The 25,463-nt window shown below is 42.4% G+C and carries 13 protein-coding genes and 1 pseudogene; all 14 read left to right on the top strand.

The genetic code is table 11. The features are described 5' to 3' along the window. Positions 1-95: 95 nt before the first annotated feature. Complete coding sequence (locus K8P02_RS16545) at positions 96-3,077, top strand: SusC/RagA family TonB-linked outer membrane protein (protein WP_195534201.1); 2,982 nt, start codon at positions 96-98, stop codon at positions 3,075-3,077. Between the two features lie 20 nt (positions 3,078-3,097). Then, entirely contained in the window at positions 3,098-4,822 is a 1,725-nt protein-coding gene (locus tag K8P02_RS16540; protein WP_025868202.1) for a RagB/SusD family nutrient uptake outer membrane protein, read from the top strand. 41 nt (positions 4,823-4,863) lie between these two features. Then, positions 4,864-6,528 (top strand): SusF/SusE family outer membrane protein, encoded by a 1,665-nt coding sequence (locus K8P02_RS16535; protein WP_195534200.1) that lies wholly within the window; start codon positions 4,864-4,866, stop codon positions 6,526-6,528. Between the two features lie 39 nt (positions 6,529-6,567). After that, on the top strand, positions 6,568-7,944 hold the full coding sequence (locus tag K8P02_RS16530; protein WP_025868204.1) for an alpha-galactosidase: 1,377 nt from the start codon (positions 6,568-6,570) through the stop codon (positions 7,942-7,944). A 33-nt stretch (positions 7,945-7,977) separates the two neighbouring features. Further along, positions 7,978-8,385 carry a CBM35 domain-containing protein gene (locus tag K8P02_RS16525; protein WP_162173726.1) on the top strand — a complete coding sequence of 136 codons (408 nt, stop codon included), beginning with the start codon at positions 7,978-7,980 and terminating at the stop codon, positions 8,383-8,385. Next, complete coding sequence (locus tag K8P02_RS16520; RefSeq protein WP_032579563.1) at positions 8,382-10,376, top strand: glycoside hydrolase family 97 protein; 1,995 nt, start codon at positions 8,382-8,384, stop codon at positions 10,374-10,376. Before K8P02_RS16525 ends, K8P02_RS16520 begins: the two co-directional genes overlap by 4 nt. 22 nt (positions 10,377-10,398) lie before the next feature. Further along, a complete protein-coding gene (locus K8P02_RS16515) occupies positions 10,399-12,525 on the top strand; it encodes a glycoside hydrolase family 97 protein (protein WP_025868206.1) in 2,127 nt (708 codons plus the stop codon). 284 nt (positions 12,526-12,809) lie between these two features. Further along, positions 12,810-14,465, top strand: coding sequence for an IS1182 family transposase (locus K8P02_RS16510; protein WP_004312012.1), 1,656 nt, complete (start codon positions 12,810-12,812; stop codon positions 14,463-14,465). A 205-nt stretch (positions 14,466-14,670) separates the two neighbouring features. Further along, positions 14,671-15,222 carry a helix-turn-helix domain-containing protein gene (locus K8P02_RS16505; protein WP_025867464.1) on the top strand — a complete coding sequence of 184 codons (552 nt, stop codon included), beginning with the start codon at positions 14,671-14,673 and terminating at the stop codon, positions 15,220-15,222. Between the two features lie 8 nt (positions 15,223-15,230). Continuing rightward, positions 15,231-16,498: pseudogene (locus tag K8P02_RS16500) on the top strand (site-specific integrase). Continuing rightward, positions 16,495-17,655, top strand: a complete 1,161-nt coding sequence (locus K8P02_RS16495) for a tyrosine-type recombinase/integrase (protein WP_025867463.1) — start codon at positions 16,495-16,497, stop codon at positions 17,653-17,655. The pseudogene K8P02_RS16500 and the gene K8P02_RS16495 overlap by 4 nt, the downstream one beginning before the upstream one ends. A gap of 158 nt (positions 17,656-17,813) precedes the next feature. Further along, the gene (locus tag K8P02_RS16490) at positions 17,814-18,443 is read left to right on the top strand and encodes a recombinase family protein (protein ID WP_025867462.1); all 630 of its coding nucleotides are present in this window, start codon (positions 17,814-17,816) and stop codon (positions 18,441-18,443) included. Between the two features lie 1,334 nt (positions 18,444-19,777). Beyond that, positions 19,778-22,033: a TonB-dependent receptor family protein gene (locus tag K8P02_RS16485; protein WP_025867461.1), complete on the top strand. Its 2,256-nt coding sequence runs from the start codon at positions 19,778-19,780 to the stop codon at positions 22,031-22,033. A 55-nt stretch (positions 22,034-22,088) separates the two neighbouring features. Further along, positions 22,089-25,463, top strand: a complete 3,375-nt coding sequence (locus tag K8P02_RS16480) for a SusC/RagA family TonB-linked outer membrane protein (protein WP_008776952.1) — start codon at positions 22,089-22,091, stop codon at positions 25,461-25,463.

The raw sequence follows: 25,463 nt of genomic DNA, 5'->3' as shown, positions 1-25,463 counted from the left end.
TTTTTCTTAATTATCAGCTTTGTATTTTTATCTTGTATAATTGCATTCTATTTTTGTGATAGAATTTTAATCTTAATTAATTTAATATCATATCCATGAAAAATTTACTATCAAGATTTGTGTTATTAACATTGTTAGTTATGTCTGGTTGGACAACTATGTTGTTTGCTCAGGCAATCAATGTTTCGGGGACAGTTGTGGATGCGGAAACCGATGAGCCGCTCATTGGAGCGACTGTCAGACTAAAAGGGGTAGCCTCAAAAGGTTGCACTACGGATGTCGATGGCAACTTTTCTTTTACTGGGATTTTGCCTGAAGCAGTATTGGAAGTCAGTTATGTCGGTTATAAAAATCAGACTATCTCAGTTAATGGAATGAAGAGACTCACTATCAAGTTATTACAGAATAGTGAACAGCTTAATGAAGTTGTGGTAATCGGTTATGGTACCATGGATAAGAAAGAATTGACTTCTTCAATTTCTCATATCAATGAGAAAGATTTTTTGAAGTCTACCTCTCTTGATGTATCTATGATGATTCAAGGTAAAGTACCCAGTGTATCAATTACTAATACCGGTGCAGCCGATCCTAATAATCAGGCTAGTATCCAGATTCGTGGCGTATCGTCGAGAAGTGCGGGAACCGGTCCGTTAATTGTGATTGATGGGATTCCCGGTGGAAATCTAACGAACATCAATCCCAACGATATTGCCAGTTTTGACATACTTAAAGATGGTGCAGCAGCAGCTATTTATGGAACACGTGGTTCTAACGGGGTGATTCTTGTGACAACCAAAAAAGGAACGCGTGACGGGCAGATACATACTTCTTATATGGGAACGGTTTCAGCAAGTGTTGCAAATCATGAATTGGATATGCTTACTGCCAAACAATATCGCGCATTGCGTATTCCGGGTGGTTATGGTAATGATCTTGGTGGAAATGATGATTGGTTAGATGCTGTGACGAGAACGGGTTGGATGCATCAGCATACATTATCGCTTAGTGGCGGAAACAATAAAAACAATTACCGTGTATCGATAGATTATCGTAAAGCTGAGGGAGTGGATTTGTACTCGTCACGGGAGGAATATGGTGGAAGAGCAGGCATACAGCAGACGACACGAAACGGACTATTCACTTTTACAGCTAATGTAGCTCCAAGGCTTATTAAACGTAAAAACTCATCTTGGGATGTATTTCGCAATACGTTGGAGATTAATCCCACGACTCCTATTATGGATGTAGACAATCCAGGTCAATATACTGCAATTACTGGTCAGGCTGCTGGATACAATCCTGTTGAGTTGATTAACCTTGAAGATAATACTTCGGAAACGAAACTTTTAGACTATGATGCTACTGCCAAACTTAACTTATTACCTTTATTATGGAAAGATTCTGAGAATGGGCAGATTTTAAATACACAGATTACGTTTGCTGGACACGAATCATCGAATTTCGATTCTTGGTTTCGTCCTTCTACTTCTACACTAGCTATCGCCCAAGGATATTCTGGTGAAGGATCGCGCAAATATGCAAAGCAGTCTCAACGTATTCTGGAATGGCTTACTAATTACAATGGTTCATTTTGCGGGCATAATGTAAAAGCCATGGTTGGTTATTCTTATCAGTATACAAAAGATCAGAATCTCTCTGGTGAGAACAAAGATTTTATAAATGACGGTATTGGTTCTAATAATCTCGGTACTGGCGATTGGGATAAGGAAGAAGGCCATGTGGGAGTGGGTTCATGGGCTGAAGATTCCAAGTTGATAGCTTTCTTTGGTCGTGTCAGCTATGACTGGAAAAGCCGCTACTTGCTAACTGCTTCACTACGGCATGAAGGTTCTTCAAAATTTGGTAAAGATCATAAGTGGGGGAACTTCCCTGCTGTTTCTGCCGGATGGCGTATATCGGAGGAGTCATTTATGCAGGATATTAGTTGGATTAATGATTTGAAAATTCGTGGTGATTACGGTGAAACCGGTAATCAGGATTTCGGCAACTACAGGTCACTCAGTACTATGTCAGGGTTTGGTTATTACTATTATAACGGACAGTGGTTACAAGTGTGGGGACCAGGTAAAAATGTGAATAATGACTTGCATTGGGAAAAGGCAAAAAACTGGAATATTGGCATCGATTTTTCGCTATTAAACAATCGTATTTCCGGTTCTTTCAATTATTATAATCGTAAACAGCAGGATCTTTTGGGAGACTATAATGTTCCTGTTCCACCCTATTTGCATTCTACAACTTTTGTCAATGTTGGAACGATGAAAAATTCGGGATTTGAGTTTGACCTTCATTTTACTGCGATACAGTTGAAAGATTTTGACTACTCTATCGATTTTGTTGGGGCTACTATGGACAACAAGTTTGTTAATTTCAGTAATTCCGATTATGTGGGACAGGATTATTATGATATGGTTGAAACTTCTGATCCATATCCGCTCTATACCTTACAACGTATTTCTGCTGGTGAACGTATCGGTAATTTTTATATGTGGAAATATGCTGGTATTGATAAAAACGGTAATTTTATGATTTATGACCGGGAAGGTAATATAAAACCTGCTGCTAACGGAACAAATGATGACAAGCAAATTGTTGGTAATGGACTTCCAAAGTTTACCGCATCGATGACACACAATTTTCATTGGCGCAATTGGGATCTTTCCATTTTCTTTCGTGGTGCATTTGGTTATGATATTTTCAATGTACATGATTTCTACTATGGTACTCAGAGTTTTACAGGAAATGTCTTGCAAAAAGCATATACAAAAAATGCAGAAATAAAAGGTAAAAATGTGGTGACTGATTATTATTTGGAAAAAGGAGATTATGTGAAACTTGATATGCTTTCGTTAGGGTATACATGGCCCGTTAAATCTCATTTTCTAGAATCTGTCAAATTTTCGTTTACAGCAAAGAATCTTGCAACTTTTACCCGTTACAGTGGGGTAGACCCTTCTTCTATACAAACTAATGGATTGACACCGGGAGCTACTGGTTCACGTACATATTATCCGAGTTGCCGTCAGTTTATTCTTGGCGTACAACTTGATTTCTAAACTTATAAAATTTTAAAATCATGAAATCTAAAATATTGGCCATTATAGGCGGATTCGTTTTCACTGTCATTACAACTGGATGCACGGATTTGAGTGAGACTGTATATAGTGATGTTATGAGTGATAATTACTATAACACTAAGACAGATGTTATACGAGCAGCTCTTCGCCCCTTTGAACATGCTTATTGGTCTATTCAATCAAATATTCCTCTTAACGAACTAACGGCAGACCAAATAATGACCTGTACACGTGATGGGTGGTGGGATGATGCTGGACAATGGCGGGCTCTTCAATACCATGAGTTAACTCCTGAAAGTAAATATCTTGATATGGAATGGGATGGTTGCTACACAGGTATTATGCAAAGTAATTACATAATAGATGATCTTAGTAGATTGGATCCTGCTGATTTTGGCTTTTCCGAGCAGGAATTCAGTAATCTGAAAGCTCAGAATCGTGCTCTTCGAGCTTGGCTGTATCTGCGTTTACTTGATAAGTTCCGAAATGTTCCTCTCTATACTTCTTCTGATCCTAAAAGTGGATCTGGCGAACAAGTCTCTTCCCAAAAGCTGTTTACTTTTATAGAAGATGAACTAAAAGAAATCCTCCATCTAATCAATGCTAAATCGGGGCTTGGTGGCAACGGTAACGAACAAGGGCAATGGACCCAAGCTGGAGTTGCGGCATTATTGGTACGCTTATATCTGAATGCTGAAGTATATATTGGAGAAGCACGTTGGACAGAGTGCATTACGTATGCCCAGAAAATAGTTGATGGAGAATATGGAACCTATCAGGTAGCAGACCGTTGGGATGAAGTATTTGACTGGAATAATGATATTTCTGATGAGGTTCTCTTCGCTTTTCCCAGTAGTCAGAATTATACTTTTTGGCTTTACAAAGGTGATACGTTTTGGTGGAGCGTCCCACAACAGATGGAATATTACGTTAATGATTCCAAAAGCGAAGGTGGTGATCATAACTGCAAATATGCCCTTACTCCAAGCTATGATCTGAATGGTAAACTTTACAGTTATACACTCGGTAATACTGCTCAGAAATTTCGTAATTATCCTGAAGATGTCAGATTGAAACTTTACAAAAATCTTGGTAACAACAAACGTGAGGGGTTGTTCCTGTTTGGTTCTATTCCTGTTGTAAAAGATGGGGTGAGGGGGAATATGACCTCCCCTGATGGTAGTTATGAATTGTATATTCGTGATGCTGTCGGACAATTTAAGGGACTACGTCCTAATCAATGGCCTATAAACAAAACTAGTAATCTCCGTTCAGGAGACCATCAGTCCGGATGGCATTATGTAAAGTATCCATTCTATAGTGATGATGAATCCGGTCAAATGGAATCGGATTTTGTGGAAATACGCCTTCCGGAAATCATATATGCTTTAGCAGAGTGTCGTTTTCGTTTGGGGGAATTGTCGAAAGCTGGAATTTTACTCAATTCCGTGCGTAAACGCAATTATCCACAAGAGAGATGGAGTGATTATCTTTATGTTCCGGAAGGAGGTGTTACACTTGATGAACAGGAACTCTTGGATGAGTGGGGACGCGAGTTTCTTGGTGAAGGACGTCGTCGTGTCGATTTGATTCGTTTCGGGAAATTCAATACAGGTTCATGGTGGGATAAGACGCCCGATGAAGATGATCATACAAAGATTTTCCCCATTCCGCGTAAATCATTGGATACAAACCATAATCTTAAACAAAATCCTGGCTATTGATGCCGCAAACTTATTTGAACTTTTAAACAATGAAACAAAAGATGAAGACAATATATAATTACCTATTATTGATAGTGGGATTCTTCTTCACAGTGTTGCTGAATAGCTGTGATGCAGAAAAGGAACTAAAGGTTGTTGAAACGGGTGATGCTTCACTCTATGAACAGATTTATATTCTTGGTTATGGGGCAGAAAACAATTTTGATTCTAATTTGGCTGTTCCGATGGAAAAAACATCTAATCCGAATATATTTACTTATCAAATAGAATTGCGTTATTACGGTGACAATAAACAATTTAAATTTTGTACTGCACGAGGTGATTGGGATAAAATTTATTATATCATCCCTTCCTCAGGCGTGGTGGGTGGAAAATCTTATGCTTATACTACATTTGGAGAGAATGCACCTAATAATGCACGTCTTTGTTCAGAACTGACCGGAGATCTTGAAGACCATTTTTGGGGTATTCATGAAGGAGAAGATGGTATTTACGATATCACTATTAATGTGAAAGATATGACGGTAACTGTTGTATTAGTAAAGAAACTTGATGAAAAAGAGTTTGAACTAAATCAACTTTTTATTATTGGAGATGCTACCCCGGCTGGTTGGGATATTAATAATCCCTATCCAATGGAAAATATTTCACCAAATGTGTTTCAGTATGAAGGAGCGCTTAGACAGGGGGAGATGAAATGCCCTATTAATAATAATGGAAAATATGAAGATGAGTTTCTTATGCCTGTTGTAGCGGGAACAGTCATAAATAAATCGGGTGTTGCTGACGTAGCTGTGGAGTATGTGCCTACCGGTAATCCTGATAGCAAATGGAACATTGAGACCCCCGGCAATTATAGAATTATAGTAGACGCTTCGAAGGGTAAAAAGAACATTACTATTACTGCGACTTGGCTTAGTGAAATTGAATTAGGACCAGAACTTTATATGCTTGGAAATGCATCTGGCAAATGGTATTCACCTGATGGGCTATATATGGATTCGTCCGATGGGAATATCTTCACTTGGGAGGGAGAAATCCATTATAATACAGAAAATAAGCAGTTCAAATTTTGTACAGAAAAAGGTGAATGGGACCAAGTTGATTTTCTTGTTCCGGAAAATGCTACTGCTGACGGGTATATCGAAGTCATACAGCCTGGAACCCATAGGTTGCAACGTTGCTCACAAGGTGAAGGTACACTAAAAGATGCATTTTTCGGAATACCGGAAGAAGGTAGTGCCGTATACAAAATTATAGTGGATGTTGAATCCTTAACAGTTACGTTAGAAAAGGTTCGCGATCTTGACAAACCAGAGATTAACGAATTGTATATACAGGGGGTTGCGGGTAATTCTGGTACTGATTCAAATGATCCGGGAGTACAATTGATATATGATGAGGCATCCAAACGTTTTAGTTGGGAAGGTGAACTTTATTATACTGAGGCAGAAGGAAATCGTCAATTCAATTTCATTACATCTAAAGGAAATTGGGATCAAGTGGTTTTCCTTATACCAGAAAAAGGCGATAGTGATGGATATCGTGAGTTAGTAGAAGACAGTGGCATTTATAGGATGAAGAAAGTTCAGGGACCTGGTAATCCGTTGGCTGCGTCATGGGGTATTTCTCTAGAAAACAGTGGAAAATATCGAATCGAAGTCGATGTCGAGGGAATGACACTTTACGTGTTCAAGATAGAGTAAATTTGTAATTATAGTAATAAACTATTAAATTAAAATGATATGAATATTAGAAGTATATTTTTGTGTGGACTTGTTTTTGTTTCAGTAGTAGTCAGTGCTCGTGATAGTAGATTTACGAGACATGGCGCTGGTCCTCTTTATTGGATGGCCTACGAACAGTGTTTTGTAACTGATAGCCCATTGGCCGAGGATCGTTATCAAAAATCGGTAGATTGGGTAGCCAAGAATTTTCTCTCTTACGGTTATGATATGGTATGCACTGATGGTTGGATTGAAAGAGCACAAACTGTAAATGAAAATGGATATATAACGAAGTATAATGACGCTTGGAGTCATGATTTTGCCTATTGGATCGATTATAACAAGAAGAAAGGTTTGAAAACAGGGATTTATTACGATCCGTTGTGGATGTCGAGAAAAGCTTATGAGAACAATTTACCAGTGAAAGGCTCTACAAAGACCACTCGTGATATCAAGGGAAATGTTAATTTTAATGATTATCTTTATTGGGTAGATACAGATAAGGAGGGTGCTGAACAGTGGATTAAAGGGTATGTACGTTATTTTATTGATCTTGGATTCTCATTTCTTAGAATAGATTTTCTGAACTATTACGAAGATGCTTATGGTACAGAACGTTATGTGAAGGCTCTTCGTTGGATTAAGGAAGAAGCGGGTGATGAAATTTTTATCTCTTTGGTAATGCCCAATTGTTTCGATCATGCCGCTAACGAAATTCCATACGGTGATCTTTTTCGTATTAGTGAGGATGTTTTCGGTGGGGGATGGGATTTTATCAGTAATCGTCGTCGTGGCATTCAACAAGACCGTTGGGCACAGTGGGGCAATGCTTTTGATGGTTTTGTTGGATTTAGTGATGTAGCCGCCCGTGGGCAAATCATGATGGATGGCGACTTTATTAGGTTAAATACTTGTGAAAGTGATACAGAACGTCAGTTTTGGGTATCACTAATGGCTATAACCGGTTCGCCCATAGCTATTGCCGATCAGTATGATACAGCTAATGGGTGTGAGCGTTTTTATCAAAACGAGGAAATTCTGGCACTTAATAAAATGGGATTTAGTGCACGTCCAATGTCGGGTAATCCATCAGAAATTGCAAGCTCGAAATGGGTGGGGCAATTGCCTAATGGTGAGTGGATTGTTGGATTGTTCAACAGAGAGGAAGAAGCTTCAAATATGTCTATTAACTTTTTGCGTGATTTAGGTATTAAAGAAGGAAAAGTTAGTAATATACGTGATCTTTGGACTCATTCTGATTTAGGTGCTTTTGAAGGTGCTTATAAAGTTAACATACCTGCACATGGATGTCGTATTCTTCGTATCACATCTTCATGCAAACGTTATCAGGCTGAAGTTGCTGCTCTACGTGGCAGTGTGAAAGTTCAAAAGTAACAACCGATTATTAATTTGTAAGAAATGACCGAAATGAAAAAGATTATATTTTCCTTTTTTATAGCGATAACAGTAGGACTGATGTCTTGCAAAAACGATTGGACAATAGACGATGCGGATTTACCGCCGATAGCGGAGAACTCTGACGGGTTTGGTTATGTGGGTAATTTTACGGGTGAAGGCGCTTCTGTGCTCTTTGCTGTTGAGGTACCTGTGACTGGCGATTATACAGTTATTGTGCGAGGACGTGCTTCCTCTGATATTCCGGGTGCTGGTGTTTTTAAGGTAAACGGAGATGAGAAGCAGATTTCTTTTGATGAACAATATGTTTGGAAAGATCAGACTGTAACTGTAAGACTTAACCAAGGCGTGAATGATGTTGATATCTGTAAGGGTAGTGGTAATGGTATGTTCTTTATTGATTATATTGAACTGAAATGATACATAAAATTTTTATTAGTTGCTTCTTTGTATTATGTTCGAGCATGTTGATGATGGGTAGTAATACCCATCATATAGCATCCCCGGATGGGCATATAATAGTGACGTTCGAGGTTTCTAAAAAAGGGGAGATCTTTTATCGGATTGTTCGTGGCGGAGAAGTAGTGTTGTCGCAATCGAGATTGGGCTTGAAGCTAAAAGACGTTCCTGACATGATTACCGGATTTTCAGTTGCTAGTATTCGGCGTAATACTGTTTCGGAATCGTGGAATCCGGTATGGGGTGAAGAATCGGTAATTGAAAATAACTATAATGAGATGGCGCTTGATCTCGTGCAGAAGAAAATAGCTCCAGGTCGTGAGATTAGTGTTGTATTTCGCGTATTTAATGATGGTGTCGGATTTCGTTATGAATTTCCGCGTCAAGCACAATTGGGTGACTTTGTAATCATGGATGAACTTACCGAATTTACTTTTGCAGATAACCATACGAGTTGGTCACTTCCAGTAGAAGGGATACGTTTTTACGAAGGTCTATTTCGTGAACTCCCTATAGATAAGATAGGATGGGCGAGTACTCCGGTCACCATACGTACTGACAAAGGATTGCATATAGCACTTCATGAAGCTAATTTGACAGATTTCGCTGCTATGAATGTACGAGCTACACCGGGAAGTAATGTACTTCGTGCTGCGCTTACACCATGGAGTAGTGGTGAAAAGGTATTTGTTACTGGTGTACGGGTAAGTCCATGGCGTACACTGATAATCGCTGACAATGCCAGTAACATGATGCTTTCACGTCTCATGCTTAATTTGAATGAACCTTGTCGGATAATGGATACTTCGTGGATAAAGCCGCAACGCTATCTTGGTGTTTGGTGGTGTTACCACATGAAAACTCACACATGGTATGATGGACCACAGCATGGAGCTACAACAGAAAATACTATTCGTTATATGGATTTCGCTGCTAAAAATAATTTTGGTGGAGTATTGGTGGAAGGTTGGAATCCAGATTGGAAGTCATGGAATTTTGATTATGTACATCCGTATAAGGATTTTGACATTACACATATTAATAATTATGGACGTAGTAAAGGAGTTGCACTTATTGGCCATCATGAAACGGGTGGGCGAATTGCTAATTATGAAAGGCAGATGGAAGATGCATTTAAACTTTATCGGCAAAATGGAATGCACTATGTCAAAACCGGTTATGTTGGAGATTTGCTAGACAATAAAGAATACCATAGTAGTCAGTTTGGGGTGAGACATTACCGTAAGGTGATTGAGACTGCCGCCAAATATCAGATTGCCATCGACAATCATGAGCCTGTCATTCCCACAGGGTTACAACGTACTTGGCCGAACTTAATGACTCAAGAAGGAGTACGCGGACAAGAATGGAATGCATGGAATGAAGAAGGTGGTAATCCGCCGGAACATACAGTGACTTTACCATTCACCCGGGGATTGGCTGGCCCTATGGATTTTACTCCGGTTATATTCAATTTTGAGAATGACGCAATGCCACAGACACATCCCAATACAACACTTGCCAAGCAACTGGCACTGTTTGTGATTCTCTATTCGCCGCTTCAAATGGCTGCTGATATGATTGAAAATTACGAGAATAATCCTGGTCCATTTCAATTTGTTTGTGATTGTCCTACCGATTGGGATAAAACGACTTATCCGGAAGCTGAGATTGGGAAATATATAACTGTTGCCCGTAAAAGTAAAGGTCATGATTCTTGGTATTTGGCTACTGCTACTGGTGCAGAAGCCCGTATAGCTAATATCAGTCTTTCTTTTCTAGATGCTAACAGTAAATATAAGGCTATTATTTATCGCGATGGATGTGATGCTGATTGGGAAAGGAATCCTTATCCGGTAGAGATTGAAACTCGTGAAGTAACTGCTAATACGACGCTTTCAATTCCTGTTGCTCGTGGCGGTGGTGCTGTTGCAAAATTATTTAAAATATAATCTTTGTATTATTTTGACATTTATGATAACTCAACTATTTAAATCTTTAAGTTTGGCATTTTGCTTGGCATGTACAACCTCAGCTTTTGCCGAACAGCTATTTTCATCGCCTGACGGCAATCTGAAAATGAATTTTTCTTTATCTTCAGAAGGGCGTCCGACTTATGCGTTGTATTATAAGGGGAAAACTGTTATAAAGCCAAGTGGACTTGGATTTATGCTAAAAAACTCAGACCAATTATTTGAAAAGTTTAAAATGACTGCTGTAACAAATGATTCGTTGAATGAAACGTGGCAACCTGTATGGGGAGAAGAATCGGTCATACGTAATCATTACAATGAAGTGCTAGTAGATCTCAGGCAAGCGGATACCAATCGTCTAATGTCTATACGTTTTAGACTTTTTAATGATGGACTCGGTTTTCGATATGAGTTCCCACAGCAGCGCGAATTAAGTTATTTTGTTATCACAGACGAGTGCACGGAGTTTGCTATGTCGGGTGATATGACGGCCTATTGGATTCCAGGAGATTATGATACACAGGAATATGATTACACACGTAGTCGGCTTTCGGAAATACGTGGATTAATGGAAAAATCGATTTCTGACAACCTGTCACAGACGTCTTTTTCGCCTACTGGAGTACAAACTTCATTGATGTTAAAGACCGATGATGGTTTATATATTAATCTTCATGAAGCTGCTTTAGTTAATTATCCGGCTATGCACCTCAATCTTGATGATAAAAATTATGTATTTAAGTCATGGCTTACGCCCGATGTCAATGGGGAGATGGCATATATGCAAAGTGCCTGCTATACACCTTGGCGCACCATCATTGTCTCCGATGATGCCCGTGACATTCTCGCCTCCCGTATCACGCTCAATCTTAATGAACCATGTAAACTCAAGGACACTTCATGGATATTTCCTACCAAGTATATTGGTGTTTGGTGGGAGATGATTACTGGGAAAAGCGATTGGAGCTATACATGGGATTTTCCTAATATTCATCTTGGAAAAACAGATTATACCCATGCTAAGCCTCATGGACGTCATGGGGCTACTACAAAGAAAGTGAAACGATATATAGATTTTGCAGCGGAACATGGTTTTGACGCCGTGCTAGTTGAGGGATGGAATATCGGTTGGGAAGATTGGTTTGGTAATTTTAAGGAAGATGTATTTGATTTTGTTACCCCCTATCCTGATTTTAATTTGCCTGAAATACGGGATTATGCCAAGTCCAGAGGCATAAAGATGATTATGCATCACGAAACATCTGGTGCTGTACGCAATTATGAACGTCGTATGGATCAAGCATATCAGTTTATGGTGGATAATGGATATAAGGCTGTTAAAAGTGGTTATGTTGGTGATATAATACCCAAAGGTGAACATCATTATACTCAGCGAATGGTTAATCATTATCAGTATGCTGTTGAAAAGGCTGCTGATTACAAGATTATGGTAAATGCTCATGAGGCAGTACGTCCTACTGGTCTTTGCCGAACATGGCCCAACCTTATTAGTAATGAGTCTGCACGTGGATCTGAGTATCAGGCTTTTGGAGGAAGTAAGCCGAGCCATACAACGATACTACCATTTACCCGTCTTATTGGTGGTCCGATGGATTATACTCCGGGGTTGTTTGAGAATGATATAACAAAATATAATTCTGATAAAAAATCGTGGGTGAATACTACACTTGCCCACCAGCTCTCGTTATATGTCACAATGTCAAGTCCGCTTCAGATGGCTGCCGATCTTCCGGAAACTTATGAGAAATATCTCGACGCTTTTCAGTTTATTAAAGATGTGGCCCTTGATTGGGATAAAAGTTATTACCTTGAAGCTGAACCAATGGAATATATAACTGTAGCTCGATGTGCAAAGAATACTGACAATTGGTTTGTAGGTGGTACTAACGGTGAAGTTCCTCGTATTGCGACAATTGATTTTTCATTTCTTCCTACAGGGCAAAAGTATATTGCTACGATTTATCGTGATGGTAAGAAGGCTCATTATCGTAATAATCCCACAGATTATGTGATTGAGACAAAGACTGTCACTAATAAAACAACGTTGAAAATTAGCACTGCATCTGGTGGAGGTTTTGCTATTTCACTTGTACCGAAAGCTTCTTAGGTCCTGTTTAATTTTGTACGCTATACTCTCTTTGGGAAGTATAGGTTATCATTCTTTCGAATAAAATAGCGACTTTGTATCATTTAATTCGTAGGACTATACTTCTACGAATTAAATGATACAAAGTTAAGTAGGTATAGATAACTACCGAAAGGTATAGATAGATAAAGAAGGTGTGTCAAAATGCACACCTTCTGTTTTTTACGCACAAAGCCCCGACTTTCACAAGCTGGGGCTTTGTTATTACCTAAAGATTTTGTATCTTTAGGCATAAGAATTTCACTATGACAAAGATACATTTTCGTCCTTACAATCCCAACCAAACCGTTCTTTTTCCTCAAAGAATTGATGAGGATATTGCAGAAAACGATCCGGTACGCATGGTTGACGCCCTGGTTGAGGGCTTGAATCTTGAAAGTTTCAGAAAGCTGTATAAGGAATGCGGGCGCAGCCCTTACCACCCCAGGATGATGCTCAAGGTCATTCTGTATGCCTATATGAACAACATCTACTCCTGCCGGAAAATTGAAAAGCTCCTTCACCGTGACATCCATTATATCTGGCTGGCCGGATATGAGAAACCGGATTTCATTACCATCAACCGTTTCCGCAACCGGGTGAAGAAGGAAATCAACGAGGTGTTTACGCAAACCGTAGTTCTTCTCTCTTCCAAAGGCTTCATCAGCCTGAATGTGGAATACATTGACGGGACAAAGATCGAATCCAAAGCCAACAAGTACACTTTCGTCTGGCGAAAAACGGTTGAGCGGAACCGTGAACGCCTGATGAAGAAGATACATGTCCTGTTAGGGCAGATAGACGATGTCATTGCCCGGGAGAAGTCATCAGAGAACAATGAGGAGGTTGGGTTCACTCCGGCCATGCTGACTGAAATGGCAGGAGAATTGCGTCATGCACTGGAACAGGTTTCCGAGCCATCCGCGAAAGAGGAAAAGACTGAACTGAAAAAGAAACGCAAACAGTTGAAGGAACTGGAAGAACACAGGGACAAACTGCAGGAATACGACTGCCATCTGGAAACGCTGCAAGAGAGGAATTCCTATTCCAAGACGGACAAGGACGCTACTTTTATGAGAATGAAGGAGGATGCCATGCGCAACGGACAGACGAAGCCCGGTTACAACCTTCAAATCGGCACCGAAAATCAGTTCATCACCGATTTTGCACTCTTCCCGAACCCTACGGATACACTGACCCTGATTCCTTTCCTGCAATCTTTTTCAAACAGGTATGACCGGATGGCCCATACGGTGGTTGCTGATTCCGGCTATGGCTCCGAAGAGAATTACCGCTTCATGTCCGAAAACGGCATGGAAGCCTACGTAAAGTACAACTATTTCCACATGGAGCAGCGGCCGAGATTCAAACCGGACCCGTTCAAGGCCGAAAACTTCTACTACAATGAAGAACATGACTTCTGCATCTGCCCTATGGGGCAAAGGATGCGGAGGATAGGCACCAGGAATGTGAAAACCGCATCCGGATATGTCAACGAAAATGCACGGTACAGAGCTGTCAGGTGTGAAGGCTGTCCCCTGCGATGCCGCTGTTTTAAAGCAAAAGGAAACAGGACGATAGAACTGAATCATAGGCTTAGACAATACAAGCGGAGAGCCAAAGAACTGCTCTGCTCTGAGAAAGGACTGAAACACAGAGGGCAGAGATGCATAGAACCGGAAGCCGTGTTCGGACAAATTAAAAACAATATGAACTACAAACGTTTCCGACATTTTGGAAAGGACAAGGTCTTCATGGACTTTGCCTTCCTAGCCATTGCCTTCAATATAAAAAAGATGTGTGCAAAACTGACAAAAAAGGGTATGAACTGGCTGATTAGACTGTTTTATGAGCTTACAACTGCTGTTTTTAGATGCTGGGAACACATAAATCAAAGAAATCTTCAAAAGATCGCAGCTTAAAGAAAGTGAACAGATTTGTATAGTGATGAACAAAAAAAGAGGTGCATCGTGCATTACGACACACCTCCTTTTCTTTTTAGTTAAACTTTGTATTTCTTTTGTTATATTCGGATATTAGCTGTATTATTGTGCCATAATTGTGTCAACACTTATTGGTAGATAATGTGACACTTAACAAGCATAAGTAATAATAAAGTAGAATTGTATGGGTGCAGCAAAGTTTGAGATAACAAGGAAATGCAAGATTTGCGGTGAGCCATTCGTCGCAAAGACTATCACGTCTTGGTATTGCTCACCAAGATGTTCTAAAGTTGCATTTAAGCGCAGGAAAGATGAAGAGAAAAGAAATGAACGTTTGGATGCTATAGCCAAAGCTATTCCCAATGACCAGGAGTACATAACAGTTCCCGAAGCCTATTCTTTGTTTGGCATCAGTAAGGAAACCCTTTATCGCCAAATCCGAAAGGGCGTTATTCCAAGTGTTAATGTAGGGCAACGCCAAACACGGGTAAGCAAAGAAACGCTTATGGAGATGTACCCTCTAAGGAAGAGTCTGCTTAAAAAGCAGCCCAAGCCCATTCCCAAGCTGTATAGTTTGGAACCAAAGGATTGCTACACGATACAGCAAGCGTGTGAGAAATATCACATGAATGACAGTACACTCTATCTTCAAATCAGAAAGTTTTCAATTCCTACTCGGCAAATCGGCAATTTCGTATATGTGCCCAAAAAGGAAATAGACAATCTCTATAAATAAGCATCCTTATGAAGAAATCTCTATCCCACACCCGTGTTTCCGTGAAACTTCGCAAGGCAGAGTTTCGTAAGGAATGGTATCTTTACATAGAGTCATATCCGGTTATCTCCAAAAACGGAGGCAAACCACAGCGAGTGCGCGAGTATGTCAACCGTACTATAACCACTCCGATATGGGACAAAAGCAGAACGGCAAGAACAGCTTCTGACGGAAGTGTAACATATAAGCCGAAACGTGATGTCAATGGTGTTATACTCTGCAAGTCGGAGCTTGACCAAGAATCATGCATCTATGCAGATAAGGTCAGGGCTATTAGACAAAAGGAATATGATACCATAGGACTTTACTCTGAATCAGAAGCCTCTTTATTGGAACAGAAAGAGAAATCGCAATGTGATTTTATTACCTATTTCAAGAGCATAATAGATATTCGGCACAGGAATAGTTCAGATTCATTATCGTAAATTGGAATCGTGTATATGCACTGATGCTCATCTTTACCGACAATCAGCCCATGATCTTTGCCAACATAGACACAAAGCTGGTTGAGGATTTTAGGTTGTTCTTGTTGGATGCTCCACAAGGGGGCAACAAGAAAGGGACAATCTCACAAAATACGGCTTCCACTTATTTCGCAATATTCAAGGCTGGATTAAAGCAAGCGTTTGTTGATGGATATTTTGTATCTGATATTGCAGCTAAGATAAAAGGTATAAAAGAGAAAGAGGCAAGAAGAGAGCATCTTACCTTAGAGGAACTTAACCGATTGGTTTGTACACCATGCGACAATGCCACTATCAAACGTGCAGCCCTTTTCTCTGCTTTGACAGGTCTTCGACATTGTGACATTATGAAAATGACATGGAAAGAATTGACAAAGGAAGGTACTCACTATCGCATCAACTTCGACCAAAAGAAGACAAAGGGCGTTGAGTACATGCCTATTTCTGAGCAAGCGTATGATCTATGCGGAGAACCTGGACATCCCGACCAATTAGTATTTGAAGGTCTTCCTGCCCCATCCTGGATTTCCAAACCTTTGGCAAAATGGATTGAGGCATCAGGAATCACTAAGCATATCACTTTCCATCAAATACGACATACGGCGGCTACGATGTTCCTGACCCTTGGTGCAAGTATCTATGTAGTAAGCAAGATACTCGGACACAAGAGCATCAAGATGACGGAGATTTACGCCAAGATTGTTGACAAGAAGAAGCTGGAAACCGTGAACCTCGTGAACGGAATGTTTGACCAAATACCTGTAATACAATGAAGATAGAAATCAAGGAACGTAAGCTGACGGAAGGCAAAAGAACCTTGTATCTGGAATACTACGAGAGTGGCTACCGTAAGAGAGAAAACTTGCACCTCTATCTCTTGCCCGATCATGCCGTTGGTGCTGCAAAGCACAATCGGCTTACATACAACAAGGCTATGGAGATACGAGCAGAGCGCATCCTCACCCCTCCTATATTGGAGAAAGAGAATGCCAAAAGCGAAGAACAAGGCAACGGCTTGACTTGGCTACAATGGTGCGATGACTATATCAAATGGTCTGTTGATTGTGGCAACTGCAAGAAGATGATAGGTCATAAGAATGTTGTCCGCAAGCGTATTGCTACTTATTTACGGAGAGTAGATAAGAAAGACATCCTGCTGAAAGATGTCAGTAAAGATGAAATTTGCGGTCTTTTTGACTATATGCGCAACAAGTATCGCAACAAACGCCAAATCAAGACCAACGGAGGACGGTTGGCTGATTACACATTACTGTTGTTTGAGGAAACAGTCAAAGCGATATTTAACAAGGCTATGCGTGAAGGACTTGTAAAATTCAATCCTGTACACAGTCTAAACAAGTTGGAACGCTTCCATGCTCCAGACAAACACAGAGAGTATCTTACGCCCGAAGAACTCACACGTTTCCTGGCGGTGGAAGCTGAATGTGAGAATGAACGAACCGTACAACTGGCATTTGGTTTGTCATCCATGACTGCCCTTCGCCTTGGCGATATGCAGCATCTAAGGTGGTGTGATATAAAAACGATAGATGGCGTGCCGACAATCAGCATCATACATCGAAAGACAAAGCGTCCTCCCATTATTCCGCTCAATGAAATGGCGCAATCGTTGTTGCCACCTCGGACGGATGACAATCCGGAAAGTCTTGTATTTCACCTTGTCAAGAAGTCAGACAACGTATCGAAATACGTAAGAAGGCTTAAAGAAAAGGCTGGTATAGAAAAGGATTTGACCTACCATTGCTCACGGCATACGACAGCATCGTTGGCTATCTCAGCAGGAGCAGATATATCTGCAGTGAAGGATGTTTTGGGACATGGAAGCATAACTTCAACCGAAGTTTATGCAAAAGTGGCTCTTGAAAAGAAGATAGAGGCGGTCAATCTGTTTAATGGCGTGTTTGATTAAGACATATAGCAGAGTGCGAACAATGGGGAAGTCTTACTTCTTCCCTTTTGTTGGTAAATTGCCGTCAGGCTGTATTCAAAAAACGCTTGTGTTCAAATAAATCTGCGAGACTTATCTGGACACAGGCTTTTTCATGTTCAATTTAATCTTTGATAAAAATGACAACAGGAATAATATACGCTCGTGTCTCCAGTATTGGTGACAGGCAGAGCACGGAAAGACAGGTCAAGGACTTGTCGGAGTATGCAAAGTATAAAGATATCGAAGTCCGTAAAGTCTTTGAGGAGCATATCTCTGGCGCGAGGAAGAATGAGGAGCGTCCAGTGTTGTGTGAGGCAATAGCTTTTTGCAAGGAAAAACGCATAGGCATTCTTCTTGTCAGCGAGCTGTCAAGGTTAGGTCGCAATGCGTTTGAGGTTCTTGCCTCTGTCAAGGAACTCATTGACTGTGGCATCAACCTCTATATACAAAAGGAGCAGCTTACTTTATTGGACGATGATGGACATCCGTCCCTCTTCGCCCCAATAATGATAGCCACGCTTTCTACCTGTGCGCAATTGGAACGTGAAAATATCTCGTTCCGTTTGCAATCAGGCAGAAAGCGGTATATAGAGAAAGACGGAAAACTTGGTCGCAAGGTCGGCTCGGTAAAGACAGTAGAGCAGATGAAAACGGAATATAGGGAAGTAATAAATCTGCTCCGCAAAGGATATTCCATAAGGGATGTGGCAAAGTTGAGTGGCAAGGGTATAAGTACGGTTCAAAGAGTGAAGAAACTGTTTACATGAAGTGTACTATGCAGTAGTGACTCACTTACAACCAAATATTTTATGTTAAAAAAAGTGAAAAATCTTTGGCGATTTCAGCCAAATTGAATAAATTTGCATTTAAATTAAAATGTTTTACGCTATGGCAAATCTAAACAGGCTAAAAGTAGTGCTTGCAGAACAGCAGTGACTATCACTAGAAAGGCTTGACAGATTTGAGTACGATTAACTAATTCGTTTTACACTCTTAATATAGGTTCACTAATCAACTTTACACTTAATGTTGAGTGAACTAAATCGGTTTACATTTAGCCTTCATTGAACTGAATGGCTTTACAGTAATTTAGACTTAGGACCAAGAACGCCTATCTCCGATATGAACGCAAATTTAATAGCTTAGCCTTGAAACTATAAATAGTTCAAGAAAAAAATATATCTTTGCAGTCATAAGCCGAAGAGGAAACGTGCTCTGCTGAGGAGCAACCCGCCAGCAATAGGCTTAGCACTACACTGAAAGTAGATTCAGACGAGGTTGCTTTATAGGTGATCTCGTCATTTTATTTTCAGGAAGTGCATATGGCTAAGAAAACCTATTCCATAGGACTGGGCAGTTTTGCCTCCCAGGGATTTCTCCAACATCTTTTTTGAGGACCTTCCTGCAAATGTGCAACCTCTGGCGTTTGCATGCCTATACTTCTATGGGGTCGTTCCGTATTGTAAAACAGGATAGTGTAGCAGTAAAATATCTAAATATTTATGGCATAAAGATTTGGGGTAAACAAAAAGATCTAACTTTGTACTCCGAGAATGGGAGTGAGTGTGCTTTCAACAGATAGTCAAAATAGCGGTCATAAACCAGTCTGTTTGCTGCTACATTTCTGCTACACAGACTATCAGTACAAAAGGTAAATATTTAGATAACAGCGATAAGGAAATACCGTGGATTAGTCCTAGCTGGTCCACGCTACGTACTCTGGACAAGAGTAAAACAAGAAAAGATTGAATCAGACAAGAGGTTGTACGGCTGCTCGTTGTGGAGCACATACAGATATTGTATCTCTTTGAACAAACAAGAAAAGGCATCCGTATGACGCGTATTCGTCTCAAAAGAGAAAGAGAGACGCTTGATGCGGCCGGTTTTGCTTGGTCTAACCCGATGTATGAGGCAAGGACTTTGCTATAAATACCAAGAAATAGGTATTGCGGGATCAAATAACTTCAATTAAATTTGCGCAAAATTTAACAAATGATTTAAAATCGACTTATCTGCTTGATGGCAAACAATATTTGGGTGCCATCGTTGAGGCTTGGAGTTCTCAGTGATGAGAAAGCATCATAGGTCTAATAAATTTACTATGCATTATATAAGAAGAATGCTGCTTCTGCTTCTCGCACTGACACCCTTAGGCGTGTGTGCCCAGACGCAACAAAGCACAAAAACAGAGAGAAGAAGTGCGATGACCGATTCGGTGTACAGGTTGACAGAGGTGGTGGTGCGATCCAATCAGATGTTGGGTAGCAAGTTTGAGGTCCGCAACCGTACGGGGGCGGCTTATTATATCTCTCCGGAGGAACTAGGAAAGTTTGGTTATACCGACATCAACCGTATGCTCAAGAGCGTGCCGGGAGTGAACGTGTATGAAGAAGACGGTTTCGGATTGCGGCCGAACATCAGCCTGCGTGGTACGAAAGCCGAGCGAAGCGAGCGTATCTCACTCATGGAGGACGGAGTGTTGGCTGCTCCGGCGCCTTATGCCGCTCCCGCGGCCTATTATTTCCCCAATGCCGGGCGCATGTATGCCATCGAGGTGCTGAAGGGGAGCAGTCAGGTGCAATACGGTCCGTTTACCACCGGTGGCGCTATTAATATGGTGTCGACGCCCATTCCCTCGAGATTCACCGCCAAGTTGAACACCTCTTACGGCAGCTACAACACGCTCAAGTCGTATGCAAGCATAGGCAACCGCTTTAAATATACGGGCTTTCTGGTGGAATATCTGCGCTATCAGTCGGATGGTTTCCGCAAGGATGAGCCGAACGAGCGCACGGGATTCAAGCGCAACGACCTGATAACAAAGTTCTCGGCACAGACCAATAGGGATGAAGGACTCAACCATTTGTTCGAACTGAAGTTTGGGTTTGCGAATGAGACTTCTGACGAGACTTATCTGGGATTATCGGAAAGCGATTTCGCCATGCGTCCCTACTTCCGCTATGCTGGTGCGCAGAAAGATAATTTAAAGACCCGTCATACCCAATGGGTGGCTACCTATCTGATAAAGGCTGGCAGCAAATTTAAGATAACCACAAACTTATATTATAACTATTTCTTCCGCAACTGGTATAAACTGAACGAGGTGAGGGCAGGCATTACCAAGGCCGAACGCCGTTCGATCGATGCCGTGCTGGCTGATCCGGAGACCAATCGAGACTATTTCGATATTGTTACGGGCAAGAAAGACTACATCGGCGAGGCGCTGATGCTGCGCGCCAATCATCGTGTGTACCGCTCGCGAGGCATACAGTCGAAGGGTGAGTATCGTATGATGCTGGGCGGTGGCTATCTCACCGCGGAGCTGGGCGTGCGCTATCATGCCGACAGTGAGGACCGATTCCAGCAAGACGATGCTTATGCGATACAAGGCGGGCGTATGAGTCTTTTCTTGGCGGGACAGCCGGGCGACAATGCCAACCGCATTACCACGGCTCATGCCTGGTCGGGCTATTGGCTGGGAAAATGGTCGAAAGGCATTCTCACGCTCACAGTCGGTATGCGCTATGAGGATGTGGAACTGCTGAATCGCAATTATACCAAGGCCGATCCGCGTCGTACGGGCAAGGTGCGCATTGAGACACCCAACCACGCACATGCTTTGTTGCCGGGATTAGGATTCAATGTGAAGGTACTGTCTGTCCTTTCGGCTTTCGGAGGAATTCACAAAGGGTTCGCACCGCCCAGCGCCGTGCTCAACCAAAAACCTGAAAGCAGTGTGAATGTGGAAGCCGGACTGCGCCTGACGACGCAAAAGATGAAGTTCGAGGCCATCGTCTTTAACAATAACTATTCCAATATGCTGGGAAGCGACTTGGCCGCACAGGGCGGACAAGGCACGCTCGACCAGTTCAATGTAGGTAAGGCTATGGTAAACGGCTTGGAACTAATGTTCCATTATCTGCCGCTACCCAGGCATTTCGCCGTCCAGCTGCCCATTCAGCTTTCCTACACATACACCAATACCGAGATGAAGAACGATTTCATAAGTTCGGCTTGGGGAAATGTGGTTTATGGCGACGAGATACCTTATATATATAAGCACGCTTTCAATGCTCAGATAGGCATCGAGCATAAATGGGTGGAAGCAAACTTCGGAGCACGCTATAATGGTGATATGCGCACCACGCCGGGGCATGGAAAGATTGCCGAGCGTGAGAAGATTCCCGCCCATCTGATTTTGGACGCTTCGCTAAAAGGGCATATCAATAAGAATATCACCATCACACTGAATGCCATCAACTTGGCCAATAAGAAATATTTGGTATCACGCCATCCCGCCGGATTGAGGGCCGGCCATCCTTTTGGCATCTACGGGGGCGTCCAGCTGCATCTGTAAAGCAAAGGCAGATTATAGTCAATAAAGCAAGTAGAATCATCATTGTAAAAAAAGAATGTATAGACTTATAAACATAAAGAAAGCATTGACAACCGTCTTGTTGTTGTTCACGCTTCTCACCGCGGTGGCGCAAACAGCCGGAACCGTTACGGGAACGGTGAGGAACGAGCAGGGCGAAACACTCATCGGAGTGCATGTGCAGGTGTTGGGAACCAAGGCAAAGGCCGTGTCTGATGTAAACGGAAACTTCACCATCAAGGCTGTGCCGGGACAGACATTACAGGTAAGTTACATCGGCATGCTCACACAACGGGTGAAAGTCGGTGGGCAGCCATTGAATATCGTGCTGAAAGACGACAGTCGGCAAATAGACGAAGTCGTGGTAACAGGCTATCAGAACATCCGTAACCGGGTATACACCGGCGCTGCCACATCGGTAAAGATGGATGACATCAAGCTTGAGGGTGTCGCCGATGTATCACGAATGCTCGAAGGACGCGTGCCCGGCCTGTCGATACAGAACATATCGGGTACATTCGGATCGGCGCCTCGTATCAATATCCGGGGTGGCGCCTCTATCATCGGCAATGTGCAGCCGCTGTGGGTTATCGACGGTGCGGTGTATGAAGACCTTGTACACCTCAGTCTCGACCAACTGGCATCGGGCGATGCCGTGACACTCATCAGCTCGGCCGTATCGGGACTTAACCCGGCCGACATACAGGACATACAGGTGTTGAAAGATGCTTCGGCCACATCGGTGTACGGTGCTCGGGCTTTGAACGGCGTGATTGTGATTACCACCAAGTCGGGTAGGAGGGAATCTCCCCTGCGGGTAACTTACTCCACGGAGAATACCGTGCGCCTGAAACCTCGTTATAGCGAATTCGACTTGCTCAATTCGCAGGAAACGATGTCGCTCTATCAGGAGATGAACGACAAGGGCTATTTCGGTATCAGCAATTCACTTTACGGAAGACGCAGCGGAATCTATTATCAATTATATAAGGGAGTGAGTACCGTCAATCCGGCAACGGGCACCTATTACCTACCCAATACGCCCGAGGCAAGGATGGATTTCCTGCGTAAACACGAATATGCCAACACCGACTGGTTTGATCTTCTCTTTACGATGAAGCCCATCACTAATCATGTGATAACGCTTTCGGGCGGTGGCAAGAACACGGCTACCTATGCGTCGATAGGTTTCTATCACGATGCGGGATGGACCGTTACCGACAAGGTGCGCCGACTTACGACCAATGTGAAGAATACCTTTTATATAAACGATAAGCTCACGGCTATGCTCACGGCACAGGGTAACATCCGTTCGCAGAAGGCGCCGGGCACGATGCCGCAGCGCAAGAACAATACGCTTGGAGTATTTGAGCGCGATTTCGACATCAATCCATTCACGTATGCTCTCGGAACGAGTCGCACTCTGCGCCCCTATAATGAAGACGGGAGTCTTGAGTACTACCGCAATAACTGGGCGCCATTCAACATCTTCAACGAATATGCCAATAACAAGATGAACATAGATGTGCTGGATTTCAAGATACAGGGTGAAGCTACTTATAGGCTGAACGACGACATCGCTATCAAAACCCTGCTGTCTACGCGACAAGCATATACCAGTACGACCCACGAAGTACATGAAGCCTCGAATATAGTACAGGCTTTCAGAGCCAATGAAAATCCGTTTGTCGCTCAGCAGAACATCTATCTGGTGCACGATAAAGACAATCCGCAGCTCCAACCCAAGGTCGGGCTGACCCATGGAGGTATACTAAACAAGACGGAAGCCTCGCTGAAAAGCGTCTTGGCTCGCATCGCCCTTGATTTCGATAAGCGTATGGGCGAGCATGATTTAAAGGCTTTTGCCTTTACCGAGGTACGATCGGCTGTGCGCACGGTCAATCCTTTCCAAGGTTATGGCATTCAGTACGACAGGGGAAATCAAGTCTACACCAATCCATTGATATTCAGCAAACTGATAGGCGAGGGTAACGATTATTTCAATCTGCACAAGAGAAACGACCGGGGGGTTACTTTCTCGTTTAATGGAACCTACGGCTATGCGGGTAAATATGTCTTCAATATGGTGTTCAACAGCGAAGGCTCCAATACTTCTGGCAAAGGAGCGCGTGCGTTGTGGTTGCCCACATGGAATGTGGGAGCCAAATGGAACATCGACCAGGAGGCCTTTATGAAAGACAATAAGACGATTTCCAGACTGGCTTTGCGCGTCAGTTACGGCCTCACGGCCAAAATGAACGAAGAGGCCATCAATGCTAATTCCATTTACAAAAGCGGCATTGTGAATCGCCATAACTTCAACGATAGGGAGAATAAATTCAATATCCTGCATTTGGAAAACAGAGACCTGACATGGGAAAAAATGTATGAGCTGAATATCGGTGCGGAACTGGGACTGTTCAATAACCGCATCAGCACGACATTGGATGTGTATCAGCGTAACACTTTCGACCTGATAGACCTTGTGCGCACCTCTGGCGTGGGCGGTCAATATTATAAATATGCCAACTTCGGCGACATGCGCACGCGAGGCGTAGAGTTGGGGCTACATACCAAAAATATCGTAACGGACGGCTTCAGTTGGAGTACTAGCCTCACATTGAGTGCAATGGATCAAAAGATTACGCGCCTGCAGAACACGCCGAATGCTTTTGATATGGTGGCGGGAAGAGGTCGTGGAAACATCGTGGGCTATCCGAGAGGTTCGCTCTTCTCGTTTAATTTCCAAGGTCTGAACAACAACGGACTGCCCACATTCGACTTCGGGCTTTATCCATCCAGCCAAGGAGAATACTCAAATATTGCTGGAGCTGACTTCCTCGATACGCAGTATGCCAAGTCATATCTGCTGTATCACGGACCGATAGAGCCGCAAGTGATAGGTGGCTTGTCCAACACATTTAAATATAAAGATTGGGAATTCTCGTTCTTCATAACGATGCAGGCAGGCAATAAGATTCGTCTGAACCCTACATTCGACCCCGAGTTCGGCGACTTGAATGTCTTCTCCAAATCTTATTACAACCGTTGGCTCAATCCGGGCGATGAGTTCAAGACCGATGTTCCCGCGCTTCCTTCTCAGGAACTGATTGCAAAAGTAGGTAAGGAGAATATCGAGCGTGCCTATAACACATATAATTACTCGCAGCAGATGGTGGCCGACGGAAGTTTTGTGCGGATGAAGAATATCTCGTTGGGATATAACATGCCTGATAAATTTCTGAAAAAGGTGAGGCTGCACGCAGCAAACCTACGCCTGAATATCACCAATCCGTTCCTGATCTATTCAGATAAGAAGCTCAAAGGACAGGATCCGGAGTATTATAAGTCGGGTGGGGTGTCGCTTCCTACGCCTAAACAGTATACTGTAACATTGAACATAGGTTTTTAA

The organism is Bacteroides nordii (assembly GCF_019930665.1).
Lineage (GTDB): Bacteria > Bacteroidota > Bacteroidia > Bacteroidales > Bacteroidaceae > Bacteroides > Bacteroides nordii.
Note: the sequence above shows the minus strand (reverse complement) of the source record. Positions and strands in the feature narration are given on the sequence as shown.

What these genes read in the sequence shown, in the direction of transcription:
- K8P02_RS16535 (WP_195534200.1), top strand. Translation starts at nt 4,864, where the DNA reads ATGAAGACAATATATAATTACCTATTATTGATAGTGGGATTCTTCTTC.
- K8P02_RS16505 (WP_025867464.1), top strand. Translation starts at nt 14,671, where the DNA reads ATGGGTGCAGCAAAGTTTGAGATAACAAGGAAATGCAAGATTTGCGGT.
- K8P02_RS16540 (WP_025868202.1), top strand. Translation starts at nt 3,098, where the DNA reads ATGAAATCTAAAATATTGGCCATTATAGGCGGATTCGTTTTCACTGTC.
- K8P02_RS16510 (WP_004312012.1), top strand. Translation starts at nt 12,810, where the DNA reads ATGACAAAGATACATTTTCGTCCTTACAATCCCAACCAAACCGTTCTT.
- K8P02_RS16520 (WP_032579563.1), top strand. Translation starts at nt 8,382, where the DNA reads ATGATACATAAAATTTTTATTAGTTGCTTCTTTGTATTATGTTCGAGC.
- K8P02_RS16525 (WP_162173726.1), top strand. Translation starts at nt 7,978, where the DNA reads ATGAAAAAGATTATATTTTCCTTTTTTATAGCGATAACAGTAGGACTG.
- K8P02_RS16530 (WP_025868204.1), top strand. Translation starts at nt 6,568, where the DNA reads ATGAATATTAGAAGTATATTTTTGTGTGGACTTGTTTTTGTTTCAGTA.
- K8P02_RS16515 (WP_025868206.1), top strand. Translation starts at nt 10,399, where the DNA reads ATGATAACTCAACTATTTAAATCTTTAAGTTTGGCATTTTGCTTGGCA.
- K8P02_RS16485 (WP_025867461.1), top strand. Translation starts at nt 19,778, where the DNA reads ATGCATTATATAAGAAGAATGCTGCTTCTGCTTCTCGCACTGACACCC.
- K8P02_RS16495 (WP_025867463.1), top strand. Translation starts at nt 16,495, where the DNA reads ATGAAGATAGAAATCAAGGAACGTAAGCTGACGGAAGGCAAAAGAACC.
- K8P02_RS16480 (WP_008776952.1), top strand. Translation starts at nt 22,089, where the DNA reads ATGTATAGACTTATAAACATAAAGAAAGCATTGACAACCGTCTTGTTG.
- K8P02_RS16490 (WP_025867462.1), top strand. Translation starts at nt 17,814, where the DNA reads ATGACAACAGGAATAATATACGCTCGTGTCTCCAGTATTGGTGACAGG.
- K8P02_RS16545 (WP_195534201.1), top strand. Translation starts at nt 96, where the DNA reads ATGAAAAATTTACTATCAAGATTTGTGTTATTAACATTGTTAGTTATG.